The sequence below is a fragment of the Serratia sp. JSRIV001 genome (assembly GCF_019968745.1).
Lineage (GTDB): Bacteria > Pseudomonadota > Gammaproteobacteria > Enterobacterales > Enterobacteriaceae > Chania > Chania fonticola_B.
Genome location: NZ_CP074147.1, coordinates 2,568,774 through 2,592,713, shown reverse-complemented (window position 1 = coordinate 2,592,713; position 23,940 = coordinate 2,568,774). Strand labels below are relative to the sequence as shown.

General features: G+C 54.0%; 23 protein-coding genes and 1 other annotated feature. Of the genes, 3 read left to right on the top strand and 20 right to left on the bottom strand.

Annotated elements, in window-relative coordinates:
• Positions 1–157 precede the first annotated feature (157 nt).
• The 18 genes from arnF to thrS all read right to left on the bottom strand — a co-directional run bounded on the left by arnF (position 158) and on the right by thrS (position 17,844).
• Positions 158–547 (bottom strand): 4-amino-4-deoxy-L-arabinose-phosphoundecaprenol flippase subunit ArnF, encoded by a 390-nt coding sequence (arnF, locus tag KGP17_RS11850; protein ID WP_021804584.1) that lies wholly within the window; start codon positions 545–547, stop codon positions 158–160.
• Positions 544–888, bottom strand: coding sequence for a 4-amino-4-deoxy-L-arabinose-phosphoundecaprenol flippase subunit ArnE (gene arnE, locus KGP17_RS11845; RefSeq protein WP_021178136.1), 345 nt, complete (start codon positions 886–888; stop codon positions 544–546). Before arnE ends, arnF begins: the two co-directional genes overlap by 4 nt.
• Complete coding sequence (arnT, locus tag KGP17_RS11840; protein ID WP_021804585.1) at positions 885–2,549, bottom strand: lipid IV(A) 4-amino-4-deoxy-L-arabinosyltransferase; 1,665 nt, start codon at positions 2,547–2,549, stop codon at positions 885–887. Before arnT ends, arnE begins: the two co-directional genes overlap by 4 nt.
• Complete coding sequence (arnD, locus tag KGP17_RS11835; RefSeq protein ID WP_021804586.1) at positions 2,546–3,457, bottom strand: 4-deoxy-4-formamido-L-arabinose-phosphoundecaprenol deformylase; 912 nt, start codon at positions 3,455–3,457, stop codon at positions 2,546–2,548. The genes arnT and arnD overlap by 4 nt, the downstream gene beginning before the upstream one ends.
• Positions 3,454–5,436, bottom strand: coding sequence for a bifunctional UDP-4-amino-4-deoxy-L-arabinose formyltransferase/UDP-glucuronic acid oxidase ArnA (gene arnA / locus KGP17_RS11830; protein WP_059202021.1), 1,983 nt, complete (start codon positions 5,434–5,436; stop codon positions 3,454–3,456). The genes arnD and arnA overlap by 4 nt, the downstream gene beginning before the upstream one ends.
• Entirely contained in the window at positions 5,436–6,416 is a 981-nt protein-coding gene (arnC, locus tag KGP17_RS11825) for an undecaprenyl-phosphate 4-deoxy-4-formamido-L-arabinose transferase (protein WP_021804588.1), read from the bottom strand. The genes arnA and arnC overlap by 1 nt, the downstream gene beginning before the upstream one ends.
• Positions 6,403–7,557, bottom strand: coding sequence for a UDP-4-amino-4-deoxy-L-arabinose aminotransferase (gene arnB / locus KGP17_RS11820; protein ID WP_223499404.1), 1,155 nt, complete (start codon positions 7,555–7,557; stop codon positions 6,403–6,405). The genes arnC and arnB overlap by 14 nt, the downstream gene beginning before the upstream one ends.
• 397 nt (positions 7,558–7,954) lie before the next feature.
• On the bottom strand, positions 7,955–8,710 hold the full coding sequence (gene btuD, locus KGP17_RS11815; protein WP_209523573.1) for a vitamin B12 ABC transporter ATP-binding protein BtuD: 756 nt from the start codon (positions 8,708–8,710) through the stop codon (positions 7,955–7,957).
• A 16-nt stretch (positions 8,711–8,726) separates the two neighbouring features.
• A complete protein-coding gene (locus tag KGP17_RS11810) occupies positions 8,727–9,278 on the bottom strand; it encodes a glutathione peroxidase (protein ID WP_021804591.1) in 552 nt (183 codons plus the stop codon).
• 70 nt (positions 9,279–9,348) lie between these two features.
• Positions 9,349–10,356: a vitamin B12 ABC transporter permease BtuC gene (gene btuC, locus KGP17_RS11805; protein ID WP_021804592.1), complete on the bottom strand. Its 1,008-nt coding sequence runs from the start codon at positions 10,354–10,356 to the stop codon at positions 9,349–9,351.
• 245 nt (positions 10,357–10,601) lie between these two features.
• On the bottom strand, positions 10,602–10,898 hold the full coding sequence (gene ihfA / locus KGP17_RS11800; protein ID WP_004943604.1) for an integration host factor subunit alpha: 297 nt from the start codon (positions 10,896–10,898) through the stop codon (positions 10,602–10,604).
• Between the two features lie 4 nt (positions 10,899–10,902).
• Entirely contained in the window at positions 10,903–13,290 is a 2,388-nt protein-coding gene (pheT, locus tag KGP17_RS11795; protein ID WP_223499402.1) for a phenylalanine--tRNA ligase subunit beta, read from the bottom strand.
• 14 nt (positions 13,291–13,304) lie between these two features.
• Entirely contained in the window at positions 13,305–14,288 is a 984-nt protein-coding gene (pheS, locus tag KGP17_RS11790; protein WP_021804595.1) for a phenylalanine--tRNA ligase subunit alpha, read from the bottom strand.
• 139 nt (positions 14,289–14,427) lie between these two features.
• Positions 14,428–14,552, bottom strand: a sequence feature (Phe leader region).
• On the bottom strand, positions 14,502–14,546 hold the full coding sequence (pheM, locus tag KGP17_RS11785) for a pheST operon leader peptide PheM (protein WP_153071450.1): 45 nt from the start codon (positions 14,544–14,546) through the stop codon (positions 14,502–14,504). Its footprint overlaps the feature before it by 45 nt.
• Positions 14,553–14,665: 113 nt before the next feature.
• Positions 14,666–15,022, bottom strand: coding sequence for a 50S ribosomal protein L20 (rplT, locus tag KGP17_RS11780; protein WP_004963673.1), 357 nt, complete (start codon positions 15,020–15,022; stop codon positions 14,666–14,668).
• A 43-nt stretch (positions 15,023–15,065) separates the two neighbouring features.
• Positions 15,066–15,263: a 50S ribosomal protein L35 gene (gene rpmI / locus KGP17_RS11775; RefSeq protein WP_004931418.1), complete on the bottom strand. Its 198-nt coding sequence runs from the start codon at positions 15,261–15,263 to the stop codon at positions 15,066–15,068.
• 97 nt (positions 15,264–15,360) lie between these two features.
• Positions 15,361–15,912 carry a translation initiation factor IF-3 gene (gene infC, locus KGP17_RS11770; RefSeq protein ID WP_071683678.1) on the bottom strand — a complete coding sequence of 184 codons (552 nt, stop codon included), beginning with the start codon at positions 15,910–15,912 and terminating at the stop codon, positions 15,361–15,363.
• Positions 15,913–15,915: 3 nt separating this feature from the next.
• Positions 15,916–17,844: a threonine--tRNA ligase gene (gene thrS, locus KGP17_RS11765; protein WP_218519414.1), complete on the bottom strand. Its 1,929-nt coding sequence runs from the start codon at positions 17,842–17,844 to the stop codon at positions 15,916–15,918.
• Between the two features lie 303 nt (positions 17,845–18,147).
• Between thrS and KGP17_RS11760 the strand changes: the two genes are divergently transcribed.
• The 3 genes from KGP17_RS11760 to KGP17_RS11750 all read left to right on the top strand — a co-directional run bounded on the left by KGP17_RS11760 (position 18,148) and on the right by KGP17_RS11750 (position 20,949).
• Positions 18,148–18,726 (top strand): DUF2239 family protein, encoded by a 579-nt coding sequence (locus tag KGP17_RS11760; protein WP_179251477.1) that lies wholly within the window; start codon positions 18,148–18,150, stop codon positions 18,724–18,726.
• Positions 18,727–18,824: 98 nt separating this feature from the next.
• Entirely contained in the window at positions 18,825–20,189 is a 1,365-nt protein-coding gene (locus KGP17_RS11755; RefSeq protein WP_223499400.1) for an MATE family efflux transporter, read from the top strand.
• 73 nt (positions 20,190–20,262) lie between these two features.
• A complete protein-coding gene (locus tag KGP17_RS11750; protein ID WP_209523569.1) occupies positions 20,263–20,949 on the top strand; it encodes a MarC family NAAT transporter in 687 nt (228 codons plus the stop codon).
• Positions 20,950–20,986: 37 nt separating this feature from the next.
• Here KGP17_RS11750 and KGP17_RS11745 read toward each other — a convergent pair whose 3' ends face one another.
• Positions 20,987–22,270 carry a serine transporter gene (locus KGP17_RS11745; RefSeq protein WP_021804601.1) on the bottom strand — a complete coding sequence of 428 codons (1,284 nt, stop codon included), beginning with the start codon at positions 22,268–22,270 and terminating at the stop codon, positions 20,987–20,989.
• 230 nt (positions 22,271–22,500) lie between these two features.
• Positions 22,501–23,385: a PHP domain-containing protein gene (locus KGP17_RS11740; RefSeq protein ID WP_223499399.1), complete on the bottom strand. Its 885-nt coding sequence runs from the start codon at positions 23,383–23,385 to the stop codon at positions 22,501–22,503.
• Positions 23,386–23,940 lie beyond the last annotated feature (555 nt).

The following is a 23,940-nucleotide window of genomic DNA, read 5'->3' as shown; positions in this document are numbered from 1 at the left end:
TTTCACTTGAACACCGAAGCGGATCAACCGCCTGCGATATTTCACCACGCCACCCCAGGTAAGGAGAATGCTGTTTGGCATTAATTTATCGCTCAAGATAATAAAAAGGCAAGTTTTGTCCATGAGATATTCGAATCAACAGCGTTTTTTTCCGCTATTAACGATTTTTTGCCGCCCGATGGCTGTTAATCAACCAGACGCCGAACAGAATAAACAGCGTCCCCAGCGTTTTGAGCAAGGTGGCCGATTCATTAAACCAGGGTAGGATCACCGCCGCTAGGTAAACCAGCGCGTAGCTGACGCTCAATAGCGGATAAGCCCGGTTCAGTGGCAGATAATGTAGCGCGAAGAACCAGCACAGCATTGATAATGCATAGCCGAAGATGCCAACGGCCACCGCTATCAAGGCAATTCCGTACTGGCTGAGTAACGGCCAGGTAACATCGGCAAACGACAACAGCGGGATTTGCCCCATTCCCCACTTCATCAGCAACTGGGCCAACGTCACTAACAGAACGCTGCCCGCCCCCCAAAGATAACCTTTCATGATTGCAGACTCATCAGCAGGATCCCCAGCATGATCGACGCCACGCCGCACCAATGACGCACCGTAGTCGGCTCGTTAAACAACCAGCGTGCCGCCAGCGTCACCAGGACAAAATTGAGGCTCAGCATCGGATAGGCCAGGCTGAGCGGCAGGCGCTGCAACACATTTAGCCACACCAGCATGCCCAGCCCCAATAGCAGCACCGCCAGCGCCAACCAGCGCAGCGTTAAAGCCCGCCGCCGATCGCCAGCCTGTTGCCAGGTAAGGGCAGCCTGTTTCTGACACAGCTGCCCCGCACAGGTGAACAGGCTAACCAGGATCACCAACAAATACCCCATCATGGTTGCTGCTTATACCATACCAATGCCATGCGGTGCATCTCGACCACGCTGTCTGGCGGTGGCAAATCTGTCGGCACGTGCTCACCACGTGAGAGTTGCATTACCAGTGACACATCCCCCTGTTTGCGAGCCTGAGCCAACCAGCCAGCAAAATCTTCTTCGCCGATATAGTGGCCACGTGCATCGGGATACGCCAAGCCATAACTCAGCTCGCCTTTTTCACCGTACATCAGCACATCGCTGCGTTTCAGTTCCCAAGCCAGGCCAGCGGCGATACCCACACGATCGGCCAACACAAACTGGCTCTGGCTGAGCGTGGCGATATTGTCACGAATGAAGTTTTGCGGCTGCTTGGAGTCGATCACCTGCTGCGGAATAGCGTAGCCGATCAACAGACAAAGCAGCAGCGGACAGGCGGCCGCCCAGGTCCAGCGTTTTGCGTTATCACGAGCGGAAATCACGGCAAACAACAGCCAACCACCAAAGGCAATCAGGCCGAGCACGATTTTTGGCCACTCATCGGCGGTAAACAGATGCACTTTATGTAACACACCGGAGCCGATGAGCAACAACGCGATAATGCCAATCAGACCAAACAGGCCATTCAGTAGGGCATTCACCTTAAAGACGCGAGTACGTAACTGCCCCGCGCAATCCTCGGCGTAAGCCGCCATCAGCAGTGCCAACGGCGCCATGCAAGGCAGAATATAGGTCGGCAGCTTGCCTTTGGCGATGCTGAAGAAGATCAGCGGCATCACCACCCAGCTCAACAGGAAAAACAGCTCCGGGCGCTGCACACGCTCACGCCATCCCTTAAGCAGGGAACCTGGCAACAACCCCAACCACGGCAGTACCGCAGCGATCAGGATCGGGATGTAATACCAGAAAGGTGCCTTATGCTGGGCATTCTCTTCGGCAAAGCGCTGAATATGCTCCACCCAGAAGAAGTAGTTCCAATAATCCGGCTCTCGTTGGGCCACTGCCAGCGCCCACGGCAGGCTGAGCAGTACCGCCACCACGATCGCCACTGGCCCATAGCAGAACAGATCTTTGACCTTACGCTGCTGAATAACAATGGGGATAACGGCAATCACCGGCACTGCCAGCGCCAGAAAGCCTTTGGTCATAAAACCCATGCCACAGGCCAGCCCGAGCAACACATAGCCACCCAGCTTACCTTTGGCTGTGGTGGCTTTCAGCGTCAGGTAATAGCTGACCATGGCTGCCGTCAGCCACAGCGAGATCATCGGATCGAGCACGCTATAAGTACCGATACTGAAAACCAGCACCATTGACAGGAAAATCAGCACCGCCAGGTAGGCACGACGCGCATTTTTCCACATCAGCCAGGCCAGAGCAAAGACCAGCAAGGCGGTCAGGCCAGTGCTGAATATCGAGCCAAAGCGCACGGCAAAGTTGCTATCGCCGAACAACCACTGGCTAATGTTGTTAAACCAGTAACCGGCGACCGGCTTTTCAAAATAGCGCAGGCCGAGCAGATTAGGCACTATCCAATCTCCGCGTGCCAGCATTTCACGGCTGATTTCGGCGTAGCGGGTTTCATCCGGCTGCCACAGCAGCCGCCCATTCACCGGCAGCAGATACACCAGGGCAAAAAAAATGGCCAATACGATGGCCCAGGATCCTTTCAACGCTTTCATGAAACCTTTTCTCCCCCAACTTCGGTTTGATAACCCAACCAGCCTTCTCGGCCAGGAAATGGTGCGCGTATAATGCGGCCTAGCGGCAGTGATGACACGTCTTGGGGCAGCAATGCGCTCAGCGGGCAGAACTCGATGCCTTGCTGTTTTGCACGCTGTAACAGCTGTTCGAACATGGCCGACTGCGACATACCTTCCACCTCGGTATGTATGGTGTACACTGGCACCCCACGATCGTTTTCTATCGCTCGCAGAATATAATCATTGAAATCCGCCATGCTGGTTTCACGGCCAATCACCTCATCAAAGGTGGGGAGCGTAACGGGGATTTGCACCGTGCCCGGCTGGCCGTTCTCTAATAGCGGACGGAAAGGATGGGTGCCGCGGCAATCACTGTTGTACTCGAAACCAAAACCTTGCTTCACCTCCACGACGCGCTGATCGGCACGCCACCCCGCCACCGCCGAAAATCGGACCGGTTGGCCGATCGCATTGGCCAGTGCATCAACACCCAACTGAACCTGACGTGTCAACTCGGGTTTGGACCACTGCCCCACCTTGGCCTGCCACCCTTGATGATCCCAGGCATGCAACCCCACTTCGTGGCCCACTTCCAACGTGCGCTTCATCAACGGCCCCAAAGATCGGGAAATATTCCGCCCAGGCCACGCAGTTCCCGCCAGCAGGATATCCCAGCCATACAGGGAAGCGGCCTTGGAACGTAGCATTTTCAACAGGAATTGGGGACGAAGCAGGCGCCACAAGTGGCGCCCCATGTTGTCCGGCCCGACGCTGAAGAAAAAGCTGGCCTGAATATCGTATTTGGCAAACAGTTCCAGCAGGCGCGGCACCCCTTCACGGGTACCGCTAAAGGTGTCTACATCAACTCGCAGGCCGACCTTCCTCATGCACCATCACCTTCCTTTACCGTGGTACGCAGGAAGTAGTCCAGCGTCTCGGCAACGGTTTGCTGCATAGCGATCGTCGGCTGCCAGCCGAGCAGGCGGCGAGCATTCTTGATGCTTGGCGTACGGTGTTCAACGTCCTGATACCCTTTGCCGTAGTAGCTACTGCTTTCCACGTCCTTGAAACCGGCAAACGGCGGGAAATTGCCGCGCAGCGGATGCTCATTGAAGCTGGCCAGCAGCATTTCCGCCAGCTCACGAATACTGGCTTCGTTGGTTGGGTTGCCGATGTTGACGATCTGACCATCGCATTGGCCGTCGCGGTTTTCAATAATGCGGTACAGCGCTTCAATACCGTCGTTGATATCGGTAAAGCAACGTTTCTGCGCCCCACCGTCCACCAGCTTGATCGGTGAGCCTTCAACCAGGTTCAGGATCAACTGGGTGATCGCGCGCGATGAGCCGATACGCGCCGCATCCAGGTTATCCAGGCGTGGCCCCATCCAGTTAAACGGACGGAACAGCGTGAACTTCAGGCCTTCTTTGGCCCCATAAGCCCAGATCACCCGATCCAACAGCTGTTTGGAAACCGAATAGATCCAGCGCTGTTTATTGATTGGCCCGACGATCAGACGCGAGGTGTCCTCATCAAACTCTTTATCGTCGCACATGCCATAAACTTCTGAAGTGGACGGGAAGATGATGCGTTTGTTGTATTTCACACAGTCGCGAACGATTTTCAGGTTTTCTTCGAAATCCAACTCGAACACGCGCAGCGGATTACGGGTGTATTCGATCGGTGTGGCGATCGCCACCAGCGGCAGAACCACGTCGCACTTCTTGATGTGATATTCGATCCACTCGGAATGAATGCTGATATCCCCTTCCACAAAGTGGAAGCGTGGGTTATCCAGGAAACGGCTGATGGCATCAGAACCGATATCCAGGCCATAGATATCATAACGATCTTCGCGCAACAGGCGTTCAGTGAGATGGTTGCCGATAAAACCGTTCACGCCCAGGATCAGCACGCGGGTACGGCGCTTCATCACAGAGCTTGGCTTGGCAGCCAGACGTACGTCGCTCACCATGCCCATTTCCGCTGCCAAGCGGCTGCCTTGTACATACAAACCAGATTCGCTCTGGCCAGCCACGATTTCCAGCGCGCCTTCACCACAGGCAATCACCAATGGGGTGGTGCTCAGCACCGTGCCAGGCTGCTTATCATGCGCGGTGTCCAGCACGCGTGCGCGCCAAACGATCACTTTGCGCTGGCCCAGATAGCTGAATGCGCCCGGATAAGGTTCGGTGACAGCACGTACCAGGTTGTTGATTTCATGAGCAGACTTGTGCCATTGGATCTCACCGTCGGCAGCGGTACGGCGGCCAAAATAGCTGGCCTCCGCTTCGTTTTGCACCGTCAGGCTGGCCGTACCGTTTTTCAGTTTCGGCAACTGCTCTTTCAAGACAATCTGCGCCGCTTCCAACACTTTTTTGTGCAGCGTCAGCGCGGTGTCCTGCTCGGAAATCGCCACTTTATGCTGACCTACGATATCACCGGCATCCGGACGTTTGACCATCTTGTGCAGCGTAGCACCGGTCTCGGTTTCGCCGTTCACCAGCGCCCAGTTGATCGGCGCGCGACCACGGTAGCGTGGCAACAGTGAACCATGTAGGTTAAAACCGCCTTTAGGAGCCAGAGAAAGGATCTCATCGCTCAACATATTGCGGTAGTAGAAAGAGAAAATGATATCCGGCTGTAGTTCACGGATACGCTCAACCCACAGCGGATGATTGACATCTTCCGGCGCATACACCGGCAGCTCCAGTTCAGCACCCTGGCGAGCAACGGAAGAGAAGAAGTTGTTTTCACCTGGATCATCGGTATGGGTAAATACGGCCTGTACGTCATAGCCCGCTTCTGTCAGCGCTTTCAAACCTGCGCAGCCGATATCATGGTAAGCAAATACAATAGCTTTCATCATTCTTCTTCCTGATTATTTTGGGTTGGTTTGGCACCGACCACTTTCTGGACAAAATAGCGGGGACGAGCGCGGACGTCGTTATAAATCCGGCCGATGTACTCCCCTAACAATCCCATACCGACAAACTGTGCACCGATAAAGGTGAATAACACCGCAAACAGCGTGAACACTCCGCCTGCCGCCCATTCCGGCCCCAGGACCAAGCGCAGCACGATCAGCAACACCGCCAGCACGAAGCCTGACAGCGCAATCACGCTACCTACCACGCTGAGCAGACGCAACGGCGTGGTAGTCAGGCAAGTGATCAGGTCATACATCAGGTTGATCAGCTTCATCAGGCTATATTTGGAGTCACCGAACTCGCGCTCAGCGTGACGCACCTCGATCTCCGTGGTACGGCGAGCAAAGGTGTTGGCCAGGATCGGAATAAAAGTACTGCGCTCATGGCAGTGCAGCATCGCCTCAATGATATGGCGGCGATAGGCACGCAGCATGCATCCATAGTCGCCCATGGATTTACCGGTCGCGCGCTGGATCATCATATTGATCATGCGGGAAGCCGTCTTGCGGAACCAGGAGTCCTGACGGTTGGCACGCACGGTCCCCACCACGTCATAACCCTCTTCCGCGACGCTGACCAGACGGGGAATTTCCTCCGGCGGGTTTTGCAAATCGGCATCCAGGGTGATCACCAGATCGCCACTGACCTGATTGAAGCCCGCCATGATGGCGGAATGCTGGCCGTAGTTACGGTTCAGCAGCACGGCAATAATGCAACTATCAGGCTGTTCCGCCGCAGCGGTCAGCATGGCGGCAGAGTTGTCGCTGCTGCCATCATCAATCAGAATAATTTCATAAGGTTGCAATAGTTGTTTACAGGCGGCGGTGGTGCGCTCCAACAAGGCAGGTAAACTCTCCTGCTCGTTGTACACCGGGATCACCACCGAAACTTTGCTAATAGGTTCAGCGCGAGACACGGGAAGACTCCAATACGGAAGACAAGGCATTGACCACGCGATCGACATCGGCTTCGGTCATATCTGGGAACAGCGGTAAAGTGCACAGGCGTGCCGAGTTCCATTCGGTATTGGGCAGTGACAGCTGTGGGTAACGTTCGCGGTAGAATTTTTGCGTATGGGCGGCGCGGAAATGCAGACCGGTGCCGACCCCAACTTCTTTCAGCCGTTCCATCAGTTGATCGCGCCCAATGCCGCAACGTTGTTCATCAACACGCACCATAAACAGGTGCCAAGCGTGATCGTGCGGATAATCTGGTAACCCCAACGGCTGGAAAGGCGAATCTTGCAGCGCGGCCAGGTAACGTTCCGCCAGCACCTTGCGCCGGGCGTTCAACTCTGGCAAACGCGCCAGCTGCACCACAGCAATCGCCGCATGAATATCTGACAGGTTGTATTTGTAGCCAGGTTCAACCACTTCTGCCTGCGGCTTACGCCCCTGCAGTTGGCGGTCAAAAGCGTCAACGCCCAGGCCGTGGAACTTCAGGCAGCGGACGCGATCGGCCAGTTCATCGTCATCGGTCGCGATCAGGCCGCCTTCAGCACAGGTCAGGTTTTTGATGGCGTGGAAAGAGAAAATGGCAGTACCCCGCGCGCCCACCCATTCACCATCGAAACGGGTGCCTACGGCGTGAGCCGCATCTTCAATCAGGGGGAGGTTGTGGCATTCAGCCACTGCGCGCAGTTCATCCATCGGTAATGGTGCGCCCGCATAGTGAACGGGAATAATCGCTTTGGTACGTGGGGTGATGGCCGCCTCAACATCGGCTGCACTGACCATCAAAGTGTCCCGGTCAACATCGATCATCACCGGCGTAGCGCCAAGCAATTCGATCATGTTGAGGGTGGAAACCCAGGTTTGTGAAGGGGTAATGACTTCATCCCCTGGCCCGATATCCAGAGCCATCAGAGTGATGTGCATTCCCGCCGTTGCAGAGCAGACGGCAACCGCATGCTTGCAGCCGAAAGTTCGGCAAAACTCGCTTTCCAACTGCTGATTTTGCGGCCCGGTGGTGATCCAGCCAGAACGCAACACCTTTTCTACCGCCGCAATTTCTTCATCCCCAATGGCCGGGCGTGAAAAAGGCAGGAATTGATCCATAATTAAACCCCAAACGTCTCGATTTTCTTTAAACTACTGTAAGACTTTTACATTTAACGAATAGTAAACGTCGCAAAGAATGATCACTGGTGGATTAACTGCCAATGTACTTGGGCAAGCTTAACTAAACCTTAAGGGAGAAATTATTATCAGGAAACCTTCTGTAAAACTTCTTCATCAAGGAACTTATAATTAGTTGCATAATCATTGAGTTATACAGTTATATTTTTTTACTTATTTTTTTTCAACCCGATCAGCGTAGCAGGTAATCGTGGATTTTCCATCTTATTTTGTGAGCTTAACCAGAGAATTTGTCCCCATGCAGGGGAATTATATCGAGCACGTTTACTTTCCGTTTAACTTCTAATTAACCGATTAAAATAGCAGCTAAACATCGCTAGGCCGTTTTGGTCATAATCCAGCGCTGCTCTCCTACCGCCTGCAGATGAAAATCCACGTCATAAACCTTGGATAATAACCCCGGCTCCATGACCTCGTGGGTTCCCCCCTCGGCGACCAACCTTCCGGCTTGCAGCAACCAGACCCGATCGGCCTGTTGCAAGGTATGATTGAGATCGTGAGCGCAAACCAGGGCGCTGCGGCCACTTTGGCAAAATTCGCGCAACAGGCGATCGAGCGCCACCTTTTGCGCCACATCCAGGCTGTTGGTCGGTTCATCCAGCAGCAGTAATTGGCTTAGCGGGTTAACCGTTGGCCAAACCTGTAACAATACTGCGGCCAGCCGCACCCGTTGCCATTCCCCCCCAGAGAGTTGAGTCAACATGCGGGATAATTTATCCGCCAGCTTTAGGCTACGTGCCAAATACAGGATGGCTTTTTCCAGGTCACCTTCGTCCGCCCCGGCGGGCTGATGTAAGGCGAGATATTGAAATACCGGCATCAGCGCAACCGGAGGCTGCTGCTGGCACAGATAAGCCCGGTGTTTTGCCAGTTCATTCCCCGTATACGCTTCCAGCAAACGTCCAGACAGCCGAACTTCGCCAAACCCTGGCAGCATACCCGCCAATCTGGCCAACAGCGTACTCTTACCCGCGCCGTTTGGGCCGATCAGGTGCACCTGCAACCCAGCGGCGATCTGCCCAGAAAACGGCATCAATCGCCCTTCTACCCCTACCTCACTGAGCTGCAGCATGGTTCTGAACGCTCCTTTACTTGGCCAAAGCCTGTTTGATGGCCTCGGACACCTGTGGATCTTCTGGCGTCATATCCGGCGAGAAGCGTTGGATCACCTGACCGTCGCGGCCAATCAAGAATTTCTCAAAGTTCCACAGGATATCGCCGGTCTGCTTCGGCGCACGGCCCTTGCTGCTCATCCGCTCCAGGAAACCACTGCCTTCTGGTGCGACGGCCTGTGGCTGTGCGGCAATCAGTTCCCGATACAGCGGATGACGGCCCTCACCATTGACTTCAATTTTGGCAAACATCGGGAACTGGACGCCAAAGGTGCCACGGCAGAACGCCAGGATCTCCTCATTACTGCCCGGTTCCTGGCCAAGAAACTCATTGGAAGGGAAGCCCAACACCGCAAAACCCTGCTCACGCCAGGTTTCATAAAGCTTTTCCAGACCTTCATATTGCTTGGTCAGGCCGCATTCCGACGCTACGTTGACCACCAGCAGTACTTTGCCGGCATAGGCGTTCAGCGTGGTAGATTGGTTCTCAATGGTTTGCAGGGGAATGGCATAAATGGGGTTGCTCATCAGATGTTTTCCTTTGGTTTTATTTGCAGGTGAGACAGAAAAACGCCGCCGGTCATTACCGGCAGCCGGTTTACCTTACGCTTTTTGTCCGGGCCAGTAACCAGATAAAAAGAGGCGCTCCCAGCGTTGCAGTAACCACGCCGATGGGTAATTCTGCCGAAAACAGCGCAATCCGCGCCACCACGTCAGCCACTAACAGCACGCCCGCGCCCGCCAGCGCGCAGCCAGGTAACAGATAACGTTGGTTGGTCAAACCGCTGAGGCGCAAAATATGCGGGATCACCAGGCCGATAAAGCCAATCACACCCGCCAAGGCCACACTGGTGCCCACCAGCCAGCCGATGGCCAGCACCAGCAGATTACGCCATACGTGCAGGGAAAGACCCAACTGCCGCGCCTGCATTTCGCCAAGCGCCATCAAGTTCAGCACCTTGCCTTGCGCACATAGCCAAAGCAGCGCCGGCAACAGGGCTAACAACAGCCATTTCTGCCGCCAATCCACCCCGCCGAAACCGCCCATCATCCAGTACATCAGTTGCCGCAGGTCGAGGCTCGAACTGAAATACACGGCCCAGGTCATAATCGCGCTGCACACAATCCCCAGCGCTACCCCCACCAGCAGCAAACGTGCGTTGCTCAAGCGGCGACGGCGGGCAAAAATCAGCAACAGGAAGGTCATCACCAAGGCACCTGCGATGGCGTTCATGCTCATCAGCGCCACCGGCAGCAGGCCGTTGCCAAACAGCACCGTCAGCACCAGCGCCACTCCGGCACCGTTGGATACGCCAAGCAGTCCAGGCTCCGCCAACGGGTTCTCAAACAGAGCCTGCATCGCCGCCCCGGCCACCGCCAGGCTTGCCCCCACCAGCATCACCGCCAGCGCTCGTGGCAGGCGCAATTGCCAGACAAACAGCTGTGCAGGCTCCCCCAACCATTGCGCAGGCCAGATCCACAGATCCCCGGCGCTCAGGCTGAAGGAAAATGCCAGTACGACGCCCAGCGTCAGCCAGGCCAAATAGCGTTTATCACGGCGGTGTTGATGCTGTTGTAACAAAGTGAAGGTCTGACTGCTCGGCATAACTACACAACTTCCCTACTGGCCGATAGCGGCCTGAAAATAACGTCTTGCAGCAAATAGTAGGAGGTTCGGGCGTTTAGGGGAAGAACTGAGTGAACGAATGGTGGGGAAAGCAGCGGCTGGCAATGCCGATCATCGAGGTGATGATGGTAATAGATGGGAACAGCATGCAGCGCTGACCAGTTGAGGTTGGTAACCGCCCAAAGAAAAAGGCCGCTTGCGCGGCCTTTTTGGCGTTGTGTAACCTACTCTTTCGGGCTGGCGTTCTCCACCCGGCTTTTCAGTTTCTGTCCCGGACGGAAAGTGACCACGCGGCGCGCCGTAATCGGAATGTCCTCACCGGTTTTCGGGTTGCGTCCCGGACGTTGGTTCTTGTCTCGCAAATCAAAATTGCCAAAACCAGACAGCTTGACCTGTTCTCCGTTCTCCAAAGCTCGACGGACCTCTTCAAAGAACAGTTCTACCAGGTCTTTGGCATCCCGTTTGCTAAGCCCTAGCTTCTCAAACAGGTGTTCTGACATTTCAGCTTTAGTAAGCGCCATAGGTTCAATCCCTCAAGGATGCTTGGAATCGCTGTTTTAGAGCCTCTACACATTTTGCAACGGTAGCGGCAATCTCCTCTTCTTCCAGTGTACGGGCGGTATCCTGCAACACCAGACTGATAGCCAGGCTCTTATAACCCTCAGCTACGCCCTTGCCACGGTACACATCAAACAAGTTTACGCCAACTACCTGATTTGCGCCAACTTTCTTACACTCTGCCAAAATATCTTCTGCGGCGACGTTTTCAGCCACTACAACGGCGATATCGCGGCGGTTTGCAGGGAAGCGAGAAACCTCACGGGCCTGAGGCACGGCGCGGCTTGCGAGCTTGTTCCACTCCAATTCAAATACCACAGTACGGCCGTTAAGATCCAGTTTACGTTCAAGTTCTGGGTGAACCACACCGATGAAACCGACACGTTCGCCGTGTAAATAAATGGCCGCACTTTGCCCAGGATGCAGGGCGGGATTGGACTCTGCCTTGAACTGAATTTCGGATAATTTACCGGTCAGCTCCAATACCGATTCCAGATCCCCTTTCAAATCATAGAAGTCCACCGGCTTTCTTGCCAGATCCCAATGCTCATCATGGGTATGCCCGGCAATCACGCCAGCCAGCATGACATCCTGACGGATACCCAGATTTGCCGCAGTATCAGGCACAAAGCGCAGCCCGCTCTCAAACAGGCGCACCCGAGTTTGCTGGCGATTCTGGTTGTATACCACCGCCGAAAGCAGGCCAGTCCACAGTGACAGACGCATTGCAGACATCTCTACCGAGATAGGGCTTGGCAGGATCAGGGCTTCTTCACCTGGGTGCAGCAACGCTTGCACTTTCGGGTCGACAAAACTGTAAGTAATTGCTTCCTGATAGCCATGATCGACCAACATGGTCTTCACGCGCTTGAGGGTCAGATCGGATTCGCGGTGTTTAGTCATCACCAGATCGGCGCGCACTGGCACATCCGGGATGTTGTTGTAGCCATAGACACGGGCCACCTCTTCCACCAAATCTTCTTCGATCTCCATATCGAAACGCCAGCTTGGTGCCACCGCGAGCCAGTTGTCGCCCTGCTCGGTAACCTGGCAACCCAGACGTCGCAGAATATCGCTCACCTGCTCGCTTGGCACCACGTGGCCAATCAGACGGTCCAGCTTTTCACGGCGCAGCGCAATGGTGGCACGCTTCGGTAAGGTGCTCTCATCGCTAACGTCAATGATTGGGCCAGCCTGCCCACCGCAAATGTCGATCAGCAGGCGTGTGGCACGCTCCATCGCTTTATGTTGCAGTGCCGGGTCTACGCCACGCTCGTAACGATGTGAAGCATCGGTATGCAGGCCATGACGGCGAGCACGGCCAGTAATCGACAGTGGGCTGAAGAAAGCACACTCCAGCAGCACATCCTGGGTTTCATCATTCACGCCAGAGTGTTCACCGCCAAAGATGCCGCCCATGGCCAGCGCTTTTTGCTGATCGGCAATCACCAGGGTATCTGCCTGCAGTTTGGCTTCGTTGCCATCCAGCAGACGCAGGGTTTCACCTTCGTGAGCCATACGCACCACGATACCGCCCTCAATGCGATTGAGGTCAAAGGCGTGCATTGGCTGGCCCAGCTCCATCAGCACGTAGTTGGTCACATCAACCACGGCATCAATCGAGCGAATACCGGCGCGGCGCAGCTTCTCGCGCATCCACAGCGGTGAAGGTGCCTTCACGTTGATGCCTTTCACTACGCGGCCAAGGTAACGTGGGCACGCCTTAGGGGCTTCTACACGGATTGGCAGAGTATCGGTGATAGTGGCTGCTACCGGGCTCATATCCGGCTCGCTCAGCGGCAGTTGGTTCAGCACGGCAACGTCGCGCGCGACGCCAATGATGCCCAGGCAATCGGCACGGTTCGGCGTGACGCTGATTTCAATCGCGCTATCGTTCAGTTGCAGATAGTCACGGATATCGGTGCCGATCGGCGCATCTGCCGGCAGCTCAATGATGCCGTCATGATCGTCTGAAATCGCCAGTTCGGAGAACGAACACAGCATACCTTCAGAAGGCTCGCCACGCAGCTTGGCAGCCTTGATTTTAAAGTCACCTGGCAACACGGCACCGACGGTAGCAACGGCTACTTTCAGGCCAGCACGGCAGTTTGGCGCACCACAAACGATGTCTAACAGGCGTTCACCGCCCACATCGACTTTGGTTACGCGCAGTTTGTCGGCGTTCGGGTGTTGACCGCACTCCACCACATGACCCACGACCACGCCGTTGAACACGCCAGCCACCGGCTCAACGCCGTCTACTTCCAGGCCGGCCATGGTGATTTGATCGGATAATGCTTCGCTGCTGATGGCCGGGTTTACCCACTCGCGCAACCAGAGTTCACTGAATTTCATGTGATATTCCCGCCTTACTTAAACTGTTTGAGGAAACGCAGATCGTTTTCGAAGAACGCACGCAGGTCGGTGACGCCGTAACGCAGCATCGTCAGACGCTCCATACCCATACCGAAGGCAAAACCGGAATAGATTTCCGGATCGATGCCCACGTTGCGCAGTACGTTCGGGTGCACCATGCCGCAACCCAACACTTCCAGCCACTTGCCGTTTTTGCCCATGACATCCACTTCGGCAGAAGGTTCGGTGAACGGGAAATAGGAAGGACGGAAACGAACCTGCAGATCTTCTTCAAAGAAGTTGTTCAGGAAATCGTGCAGCGTCCCTTTCAGGTTGGTGAAGCTGATGTCCTTGTCGACGATCAGCCCTTCCATCTGGTGGAACATCGGGGTATGCGTCTGATCGTAGTCGTTACGATACACACGGCCCGGCGCGATGATACGGATCGGTGGCTGCTGGTTCTTCATGGTGCGGATCTGCACGCCAGAGGTTTGGGTACGCAGCAGGCGCGTCGCGTCAAACCAGAAGGTATCGTGATCTGCACGGGCTGGGTGATGCCCTGGGATATTCAGCGCGTCGAAGTTATGATAATCGTCTTCGATTTCCGGGCCGGTCTCTACCGAGAAGCCCAGTTCGCCAAAGAAGGTTTCGATACGATCGATGGTGCGAGTAACCGGGTGCAGGCCACCGTTCTCCAGGCGACGCCCCGGCAGCGAGACGTCGATGGTCTCCGCCGCCAGGCGAGCGTTCAGCACCGCAGACTCCAATGCGTTCTTACGCGCGTTCAGCGCATCCTGAACTTCCTGTTTTGCCTGGTTGATCACCGCCCCGGCTGCCGGGCGATCTTCCGCTGGCACTTCACGCAGGGACTGCATCTGTAAGGTAAAATGACCTTTCTTGCCAAAATATTCGACGCGTACCAAATCCAACGCGGCAACATCTTGGGCATCTTCTACGGCTGCCTTGGCGTTGGCAACCAGCTCTGCGAGATGTGACATTGCTTTCCTCTTCCTCTGGCCTTGTGGCCCTAAGTAATTGTTATCTATTATTCCAACACGCCTTTGGTTGATCTTCAAAGAATTTCAAGCCGTAGCCAGGCAAGTGCCGTGGGCCTGAAAGGCGCTGAAGGTGGCCAAAAACAAAAAAGCCTCCACTTGGGAGGCTTGGGCGCTACTTTCCGTTTCTTTTCTTACGCGCAAAGCCTCCTGAAGTCAGGCGCTAAAGTAAAAAAAGAAGCGGAAAATAACAGCGTTCATGTTGGTAGTACCTTGTCGATGGATTGGCAACCAGTGTGATAGCGCCAGCCGATAAAAGTCAATATCCGTATTGGGAACAAACAGTAAAAGAGGGAGCAAGCTCCCTCTTTTCAACCAGCTTACGCCAGTGCTGCTTTCGCTTTTTCAACCAGTGCGCCAAAGGCCACTTTGTCGAATACTGCGATGTCAGCCAGGATCTTACGGTCAATTTCAATAGAAGCTTTTTTCAAGCCGTTAATGAATTTGCTGTAAGACAAGCCGTTCTGACGAGCAGCTGCGTTGATACGTGCAATCCACAGCTGACGGAACTGACGCTTACGTTGACGACGGTCACGGTAAGCATACTGACCTGCTTTGATTACTGCCTGGAAGGCAACACGATAAACGCGCGAACGGGCACCGTAGTAACCTTTCGCTTGTTTCAGTATTTTCTTGTGACGTGCGCGTGCAATTACACCACGTTTTACGCGAGCCATATGCTCTCTCCTAAAGTCTTATTCTAGATTCAAAAAATATGGCTTATGCGTACGGCAGGCACGCAGTAACCAGGACCAGATCGTTTTTAGACACCATGCCTTTCGGACGCAGATGACGTTTACGCTTGGTTGCTTTTTTGGTCAGAATATGACGCAGGTTAGCATGTTTGCGCTTAAAACCACCGCTGCCGGTCTTTTTGAAGCGCTTGGCTGCACCACGTACAGTTTTAATCTTTGGCATGTTAATTAAATCCACTTCGCATTGTTAAACAACGAATCAGTGAGGCGAATAAAACCCACGCACGCTTGCACGGCATGGGTTCGATTACTTGGAAGCCTTACTGTTTCTTCTTGGGTGCGAGCACCATAATCATCTGACGGCCTTCGATCCTTGTTGGGAAGGATTCGACCACTGCCAGATCAATATCTTCACACAGGTCTTTACGGACGCGGTTAAGCACTTCCATACCGATCTGCTGGTGCGCCATTTCACGCCCACGGAAACGCAGGGTGATCTTGGCTTTATCGCCGTCTTCCAGAAAGCGAATCAGGTTGCGTAGTTTGACCTGATAGTCGCCATCATCGGTGCCAGGACGGAATTTGATTTCCTTAACCTGGATAACTTTTTGCTTCTTCTTCTGTTCTTTGGTCGACTTGCTCTTCTCGTAGAGGAATTTGCCGTAATCCATGATCCGGCAAACTGGCGGTTCGGCATTTGGGCTGATCTCTACTAAATCAACACCCGCTTCCTCAGCTTTTTCAAGAGCTTCATTCAGACTGACAATACCAATCTGCTCGCCATCGACGCCGGTTAGGCGAACTTCTTGCGCGCGAATTTCTTTGTTAATGCGATTTGGACGCGCCGGTTGAACTCGTTTTCCGCCTTTAATACTTTATTCCTCCAGTTGATGAAGACTTCGGCTGCGTATCTCATGTAGCAGCTTGTCTACGACTTCTTGTACGTCCAGGCTCCCCAGGTCTTTGCCACGGCGGGTACGAACGGCAACTTTGCCTGATTCGACCTCTTTATCACCGCACACCAACATGTATGGAACCCGTCGTAAAGTATGTTCGCGAATTTTAAAGCCAATCTTCTCGTTTCTCAAGTCCGCTTTTGCCCGAATGCCTGCATCTTGCAGTTTTTTGGTCAATTGCTGGACGTAATCAGACTGGCTGTCGGTGATATTCATCACCACTACCTGCACTGGAGCAATCCAGGTTGGGTAGAAACCGGCATATTCTTCGGTAAGGATACCGATGAAGCGCTCCATGGAGCCAAGAATAGCACGGTGTATCATTACCGGGACCACGCGTTCGTTGTTTTCGCCAACATACGACGCGCCTAAACGGCCCGGTAAGAAGAAATCGAGTTGCACGGTACCACATTGCCATGCGCGATCCAAACAATCATGCAAGGTAAATTCAATTTTTGGTCCGTAGAAAGCGCCCTCACCCGGCTGATATTCAAACGGAATCCCGTTTTCAGTCAGCGCAGCGGCCAGATCGTTTTCGGCTCGAGTCCACATTTCGTCAGTCCCAATGCGCTTCTCTGGACGGGTGGACAGTTTCACCACAATCTTTTCGAAGCCAAAGACACCGTACATATCGTAGACCATTTTGATGCAGTCGTTCACTTCGGAACGCACCTGATCTTCGGTACAGAAGATATGGGCATCGTCCTGGGTGAAGCCGCGCACACGCATCAGGCCATGCAGCGAACCTGATGGCTCGTTACGGTGGCAGCTACCGAACTCACCCATACGCAGCGGCAGGTCACGGTAAGACTTCAGGCCCTGGTTGAAGATCTGCACGTGGCCCGGGCAGTTCATCGGCTTGATGCAATATTCACGGTTCTCTGAAGACGTGGTGAACATGGCGTCTTTGTAGTTTTCCCAGTGGCCGGTTTTTTCCCACAGCACACGGTCCATCATAAACGGCCCTTTCACTTCCTGATACTGGTGCTCTTTGAGCTTCATGCGCACAAAGGCTTCCAGTTCGCGGAAGATGGTCCAGCCGTCGTTATGCCAGAACACCATGCCAGGGGCTTCTTCCTGCATATGATACAGGTCGAGCTGCTTGCCGATCTTGCGGTGGTCACGCTTGGCCGCTTCTTCCAGGCGTTGCAGGTAGGCATTCAGTTGCTTCTTGTCTGCCCAGGCAGTGCCGTAGATACGTTGCAGCATTTTGTTTTTGCTGTCGCCACGCCAGTAGGCACCGGAGGTTTTCTGCAGTTTGAAATGGTGGCAGAAACGCATATTCGGCACGTGCGGGCCACGGCACATATCCACGTATTCTTCGTGATGATACAGGCCTGGGCGATCGTCATGGCTGATATTTTCATCCAGAATCGCCACCTTGTAGCTTTCGCCACGGGCTGCGAAGGTGTCGCGGGCTTCCTGCCAGCTCACTGTTTTCTTGATGACGTCATAATCTTTGTCGGCCAATTCATGCATCCGCTTCTCCAGCAGATCCAGATCTTCCTGCGTCAGGGTATGGTCGAGGTCAACGTCATAGTAGAAACCGTTGTCGATCACCGGGCCAATGGCCATTTTGGTGTCTGGCCACAGCTGTTTGATCGCATGACCCAGCAGGTGCGCACAGGAGTGGCGCATGATTTCCAGGCCTTCGGCATCTTTGATGGTGATGATAGCCAGTTGTGCATCGGCTTCGATGACATCGTTGGCATCGACCAGTTCACCGTTAACGCGGCCAGCAATACAGGCTTTGGCAAGGCCAGGGCCAATATCACGGGCAACATCCATCGGGGAAACGGCATGGTCGTATTGACGCTGACTTCCGTCAGGAAGAGTAATAACAGGCATTCATAATTCCTTATCTACAGTGGTGACCCACACGACAGATCACATGCAGTACAGATATTTTGGTTAGTGTTGAGTCAGTTATGCGTCATATCTCGCCCACAATTGCCAGATTGACGCACAACTTGGTCCGTTAGTCACACGCGAACCTCCAGTGGCTGTTCACAGCCTTGCGAATAGTAACATTAAAACTGTAGAGGATAAATAAAGCGCAGTTTACTCTGCAGCAGAATCGATCTGGGCTTGACTTACCACGATGACTCGGTCAAATTACCCGGGTAAAATAATTTAACCCGGATATAAAACATGAAAACCATCAATACGCCAAGCTGCACCGCATTTTTGCAGCATCAACGGGTAGCCACCGGGTCTTATGCCGAAGTTGCACAAGCACTGGCTGCGCTGGATCTCACTGCCGGGGGGCTGTTAGTGTTTGATGATGCTACCGGCTCCCAAGTGGATTACCCTTGGCCAGCAGGCTACGTTTGGCCCCAGCCTGATGGCGATGTCACTGAGCTTGATGGCGAACCGGCAGCTCAGCCCTCGGTTGGGAGGCCCAAGCTCGGCGTGGTAGCCCGCGAAGTGACGCTTCTTCCCCGTCACTGGGAATGGCTGGCACAACAGCGTGGTGGAGCCTCTGCGGCACTACGTCGTCTGGTTGATGAAGCCCGGCGCACCTCGGTCGAGCAGGATAATGAACGCCGTATCAAAGAGAACAGCTATCGATTTATGAGCGCCATCGCCGGTTCTTTACCAGGCTATGAAGAAGCCACGCGTGCACTGTTTGGCCACGATGGCAAGCTGTTTGCCGAACGCATTGTGCACTGGCCTGCTGATATCCAGGCACATCTGGCCTGGATGACTCGCGATGCCTTCCCCCGGTGATAATAACCCGGCGGGCGCAGCATGCGGCGCCCCTACATATGAGTTTCAGTATCACTAGAGCTCTTTATACGTCTTTCAGGCGCAGGAAAAACGATTAAATGCAAACCCGTCCGCAGCACAAGCAGCCACCGCTTTGGCGCATCTATCTGATCTTTTTGGTGCCTATGGTGCTGTCCAACTTCCTGCAAGGATTTTCAGGCACGCTGAACGGCATCTATATCGGCCAGATGCTCGGCACCCCTGCACTGGCCGCCATCTCTGGCATGTTCCCGGTGGTGTTCTTCTTTATCTCACTGGTGATTGGCGTTGGTGCCGGTGCCTCGGTGCTGATTGGGCAGGCATGGGGCGCGAATGAACCAGAAAAAGTCAAAACCATTGCGGGTACGGCCTTGATGCTGGGCGTGACGCTTGGCTTACTGGCGGCAGTATTTGGCAGTCTGTTCGCTCGCCAGGCGCTACAAGCCCTAGGCACGCCAGCGGACGTGCTGGAAGAGGCGGTTTCTTACGCCCGCATCATGATGATGATTATGCCCTTGCTGCTGGTATTTGTGTTGTTCACCCAGTTGCTGCGCGGCGTCAGTGACACGATCTCCCCACTCTTGGCCCTACTGCTGTCTACCATCGTCGGCTTGCTGCTCACCCCGGCCCTGATCCGTGGCTGGCTGGGTTTTGCCCCCATGGGCATACAGAGCGCGGCTCTGGCGGGTATGGTCGGTAACGCAGTGGCGATGGTGTATCTGACATTGCGCCTGCGCCGCAAAAAACACGTGCTGGCCCCCGATCGGGCCATGCTGGCCGCGCTCAAGCTGGATACGGTGGTGCTACGCAAAGTGTTACGTATTGGCCTGCCCACCGGTTTACAAATGGTGGTAATTTCTATCTCTGAATTGATCATCCTGACGCTGGTCAACCGCCACGGTTCGGATGCCACGGCAGCCTACGGCGCCGTGACACAGATCGTTAACTATGTGCAATTCCCGGCCCTGTCGATTGCCATCACCGCCTCTATTTTGGGTGCTCAGGCCATCGGCGCTGGCAAAACCGAACGCATTGCCCCCATCTTGCGTACCGGGTTGTATATCAACCTCTGGTTGACCGGTTCGTTGATTATTCTGGTCTACCTGCTGTCACATTGGCTGTTGGGTCTGTTCCTGACCAGCCAGGTAGTATTGGCAGAAGCGGAGCATTTATTGCATATCATGCTGTGGAGCATGCTGGTATTTGGTTTCCAGGCGATTGTCGGCGGCATCATGCGCGCCAGTGGCGTGGTGTTGGTACCGGTGACAATATCCATTCTCTGCATCGTGGCCGTACAGTTGCCAGCGGCCTACCTGCTCAGCAATCACTTTGGCTTGGAGGGGGTATGGATGGCATTCCCTATCGCCTATTTGACAATGCTGGCATTGCAAACAACGTTTTATAGGTTGGTATGGAGGAACAGAAAAATTGAGCGTCTAGTCTGACACGGATAGCCACAGTACTTATTTGGGCGTAGTGACTGCGCCCCCATTTCATTCTTTTGCTGGGGTTTGTTATATGTCGAGTATTCTGCAGTTGTTTCAGGCCATCGGGGTTGGGCTGGCCCTACTGTTGCCACTGGCCAACCCGCTAACCACCGTGGCGTTGCTGCTCGGTCTGTCGGGAAATATGACCAACGAAGAACGCAACCATCAGTCGCTGATGGCTTCGGTCTACGTGTTCTGCATCATGACGGTCGCGTTCTATGCCGGTCAGCTAGTGATGAGCACTTTTGGAATTTCCATCCCCGGGTTGCGGATCGCCGGAGGGTTGATTGTCGCCTTTATCGGTTTTCGCATGCTGTTCCCACAGCAAAGTGCCGATGAAACACCGGAGGTAGAAACCAAAAGCAGAGAGCTGCACAAGAAAACCTCGGCCAATATCGCGTTTGTCCCGCTGGCCATGCCAAGCACCGCCGGGCCGGGTACTATCGCCATGATCATCAGTACCTCATCCAGCGTCCACGAAAATACCCTGGGCTTTGCCCACTGGGTGCTGCTGGCCGCACCGGTGGCCATTTTCCTGTCGATAGCGATCATTTTGTGGATCTGTTTACGCAGTTCCACGGCGATCATGAAACTGGTTGGTGAAAGCGGTATTGAGGCCATTTCCCGCCTGATGGGCTTCCTGCTGGTGTGTATGGGCGTGCAGTTTATTATCAACGGCGTGTTGGAGCTGATTTCTACCTACGTACCAATGACCTAACCCTACCGGCCCCGCTGTTGCGGGGCCAACTTGCTCCCTATGCCAAACCGTAAACCAAAGCGGAAAGCGCAATCAGCCCCATCACCAGCACAAAGACATTGCTCAATGCTCGATAACGGCGCATAGCCGGAACCGCGCGCACCGCATACATCGGCAGAATAAACAGGATCACCGCAATCAGCGGACCGCTGATGGTTTCAATGATATGCAAGGCGCTCGGATTCCAAACGGTGGCCGCCCAGGTCAGCAAGAACAGCACCACACCGGAAATACGATGGGTTGTGACTGCAGTGAGTGGCTTGCCAACGGCGCGTGTTAGCCCATCGATCAGACTGGTTGCCCCTTCGGTAACGCCTAATGAAGTGCCAAGATAGGATTTTGCCATCGCCAACATCGCCATCACCGGCCCAAGATAGGCAATCAGCGGGTTGGAAAATTTGTTGGCCAGGGTGGTCAACACCGTGATGTTCTGTGCTTTCGCCTGCTCCATCTCCTGGTGCGAAAGACTCAGCACGCAGCTGAACACGAAGAACAGCACGGTGACGCAAATCAGCAGGTAGCTGTAACGCATAATCCGCGCACAACGGCGCTCAGCGTTGTCACCATATAAGCTTTTCTGGGTGGAAGCGAACGACGAAATGATCGGCGCATGGCTAAAGGAAAATACCATTACCGGGACCGCCAACCACAACGAATGCCAGAGGTCGGGGCTGTCAAATTGGGTGTTGGCCAAACCACTGACAAAGTTCTCGGTCTGCCAGGTGGGTACCAGATACAGCGAAATCCCCATCAGAAACACCAGCAATGGGAATACCAGAACGCCCATCGCGGCCACGATCGTATCCTTTCCACGCAGCAGTACCAAATTGAGCACCACCACCACCGCCAAACTCAGCCAGATGCGGGGTACCGGGGCAAAGTGAAATTGATGGGTCAGAAAGCTGTCCAACGCGTTGGTGATGGAAATACTGTAGACCAGCACGATGGGGAAAAACGCCATCAGGTACAGCACCATAATGATCTTGCCGGCTAACACGCCGAAATGTTCGACCACCACGTCCTGAATGTTGCCATCGCGGCTGGAGCCGGAAAGGACAAAACGGGTTAGTGCCAAATGGGGTAAATAAGTCAGAGGGAAAGCGAACAGTGCCATCAATAGCAGCACCAATGGGCCATTCAGACCGGCATTGATCGGCAGAAACAGGGTGCCGGCACCCACGGCCGTGGCATAAAGCCCGAACATCCAGACGGTGTCGGTCTTGTTCCATTTGGCAGGTTGAGCAATGGCCAACCTGCCATGATCTGGAGAAATCGTACTCATGAGACAGCTTACCTTAATCTACAGCGCCAACGATTGCGCCCGACGGAAACTCCCTTCTCCGTAGAATGTTTATATAAAACAGGATATTAATGGCGAGAGAAATTCACCTACCTGATAAAAGGACGGCAAAGGATAAAGAAAATCTCTGGAATGGTCTATATTTCGGCGGTTAACTGCGCGCTTCGTGAGCAGCCTATGCCGCCCACGAGCCATAGGGAATGAAACAAAGCTTAGGCGCTGGCGGCGGCGACAAACCGGCGTATTTCGCCAATATACTGCGGGCCGTAACTACATTGCCCTACTTCTATTTTTGGCTTGTTACGCCCATGGAAGTCGCTGCCGCAGGTAACAAACGCCGAGCGGCTCAGGGCAAACTCATACAGCTGGCTGGCCAACTCCGGTGAATGATAGCTTGAGAACACCTCGACCCCCATCACACCAATCTTCAGCATGTCATCGATGACTTGAGTATGGTCCTGCTTAACGTTGGCACCGATATGCGCCAGGATCGGTATTCCCCCATTATGGCGGATCACCTCCACCATGCGGTTCATGGCGGGATAGGTGACCGGCATATAGCACACCTTTCCTGGGCCAAAGAAGTCCCAGTAGAAGTTGATTAGTGGCATATCGGCCCTTTCCCCCCCGGGTCGATAAGGCATCAGCAATGGATGCCCATCATTACGTGGATCGTCGAGTATCACCTCGCCCATCTGCTCTTCCTGCGGGATAGCGCCACCGCATACCTGCTCCAGGCGTTGCTCATCCAGATGGAATTTCAACCCGCGCAGCTTGGCAAACTTCTGCGGCGTCAGTTCCCGTTGAATGCTGCTGAAATTGTTATAGATTTCGACAAAGTCATTGCTGGGGGTAAACCCGTAGCCCAACAGGTGGAAGTTGCGCCCAGCGAAGGTGCAGTCGATCTCGATACCAGACAGGACATTGAGGCTGGACGATGCCAGCGCCTTGGCTTCCGGCACCGAATTGGCATTATTATGGTCGGTCACCGCCAACGTACTGATACCGTTGGCCAGGCAGCGTGCAATCAGCGTCTCAACCGGGAAGTCTGCATCATCGCTGTAGTTGGAATGCATATGCAGGTCGATTTTTTCCATGGCAATGTCCTTTGGCGAATGCTCAAACCAAGACCATACTAAAGCCGCCCTTGAATGCATACAGTGGATTTGACACTTTGTATCGTCAGGATCACAAAAGCGTGGGTCTGCTCACGGGATGTAGATCGACATGTTGACGAGATGGATAACGGTGCAGACTGTTAACAGGCATTGACGGTGCCAAATAGCTGTGGCTACTTGGTCATCCATCTAAAATGCCCCACTTTTCCAGGGCATCTCACCTGATGAAATCTGCTTTTTTGCCAAAGATGGCAAACCGCAACGCATCATGTTCGGAAAAGCAGCGTATCGATTAACCTCGCACATTTCCTTTTGAACTTGATGCGCTTTCTGTAGGTATATTTTCGACCAAGACTAATACAGATACGCTTACGCCTATCAACCTCAAAAGCGATGGAAATGTACACCACCATTAATAAAACTATTACCATCACGCCTATAGCCTCCCTTTAGTTTCAACGCTCCCCTGCGATTAACATTAATAACATTAATGAAATTTTTATTCACCAACAAATAAAATCAGAACAACCCAAT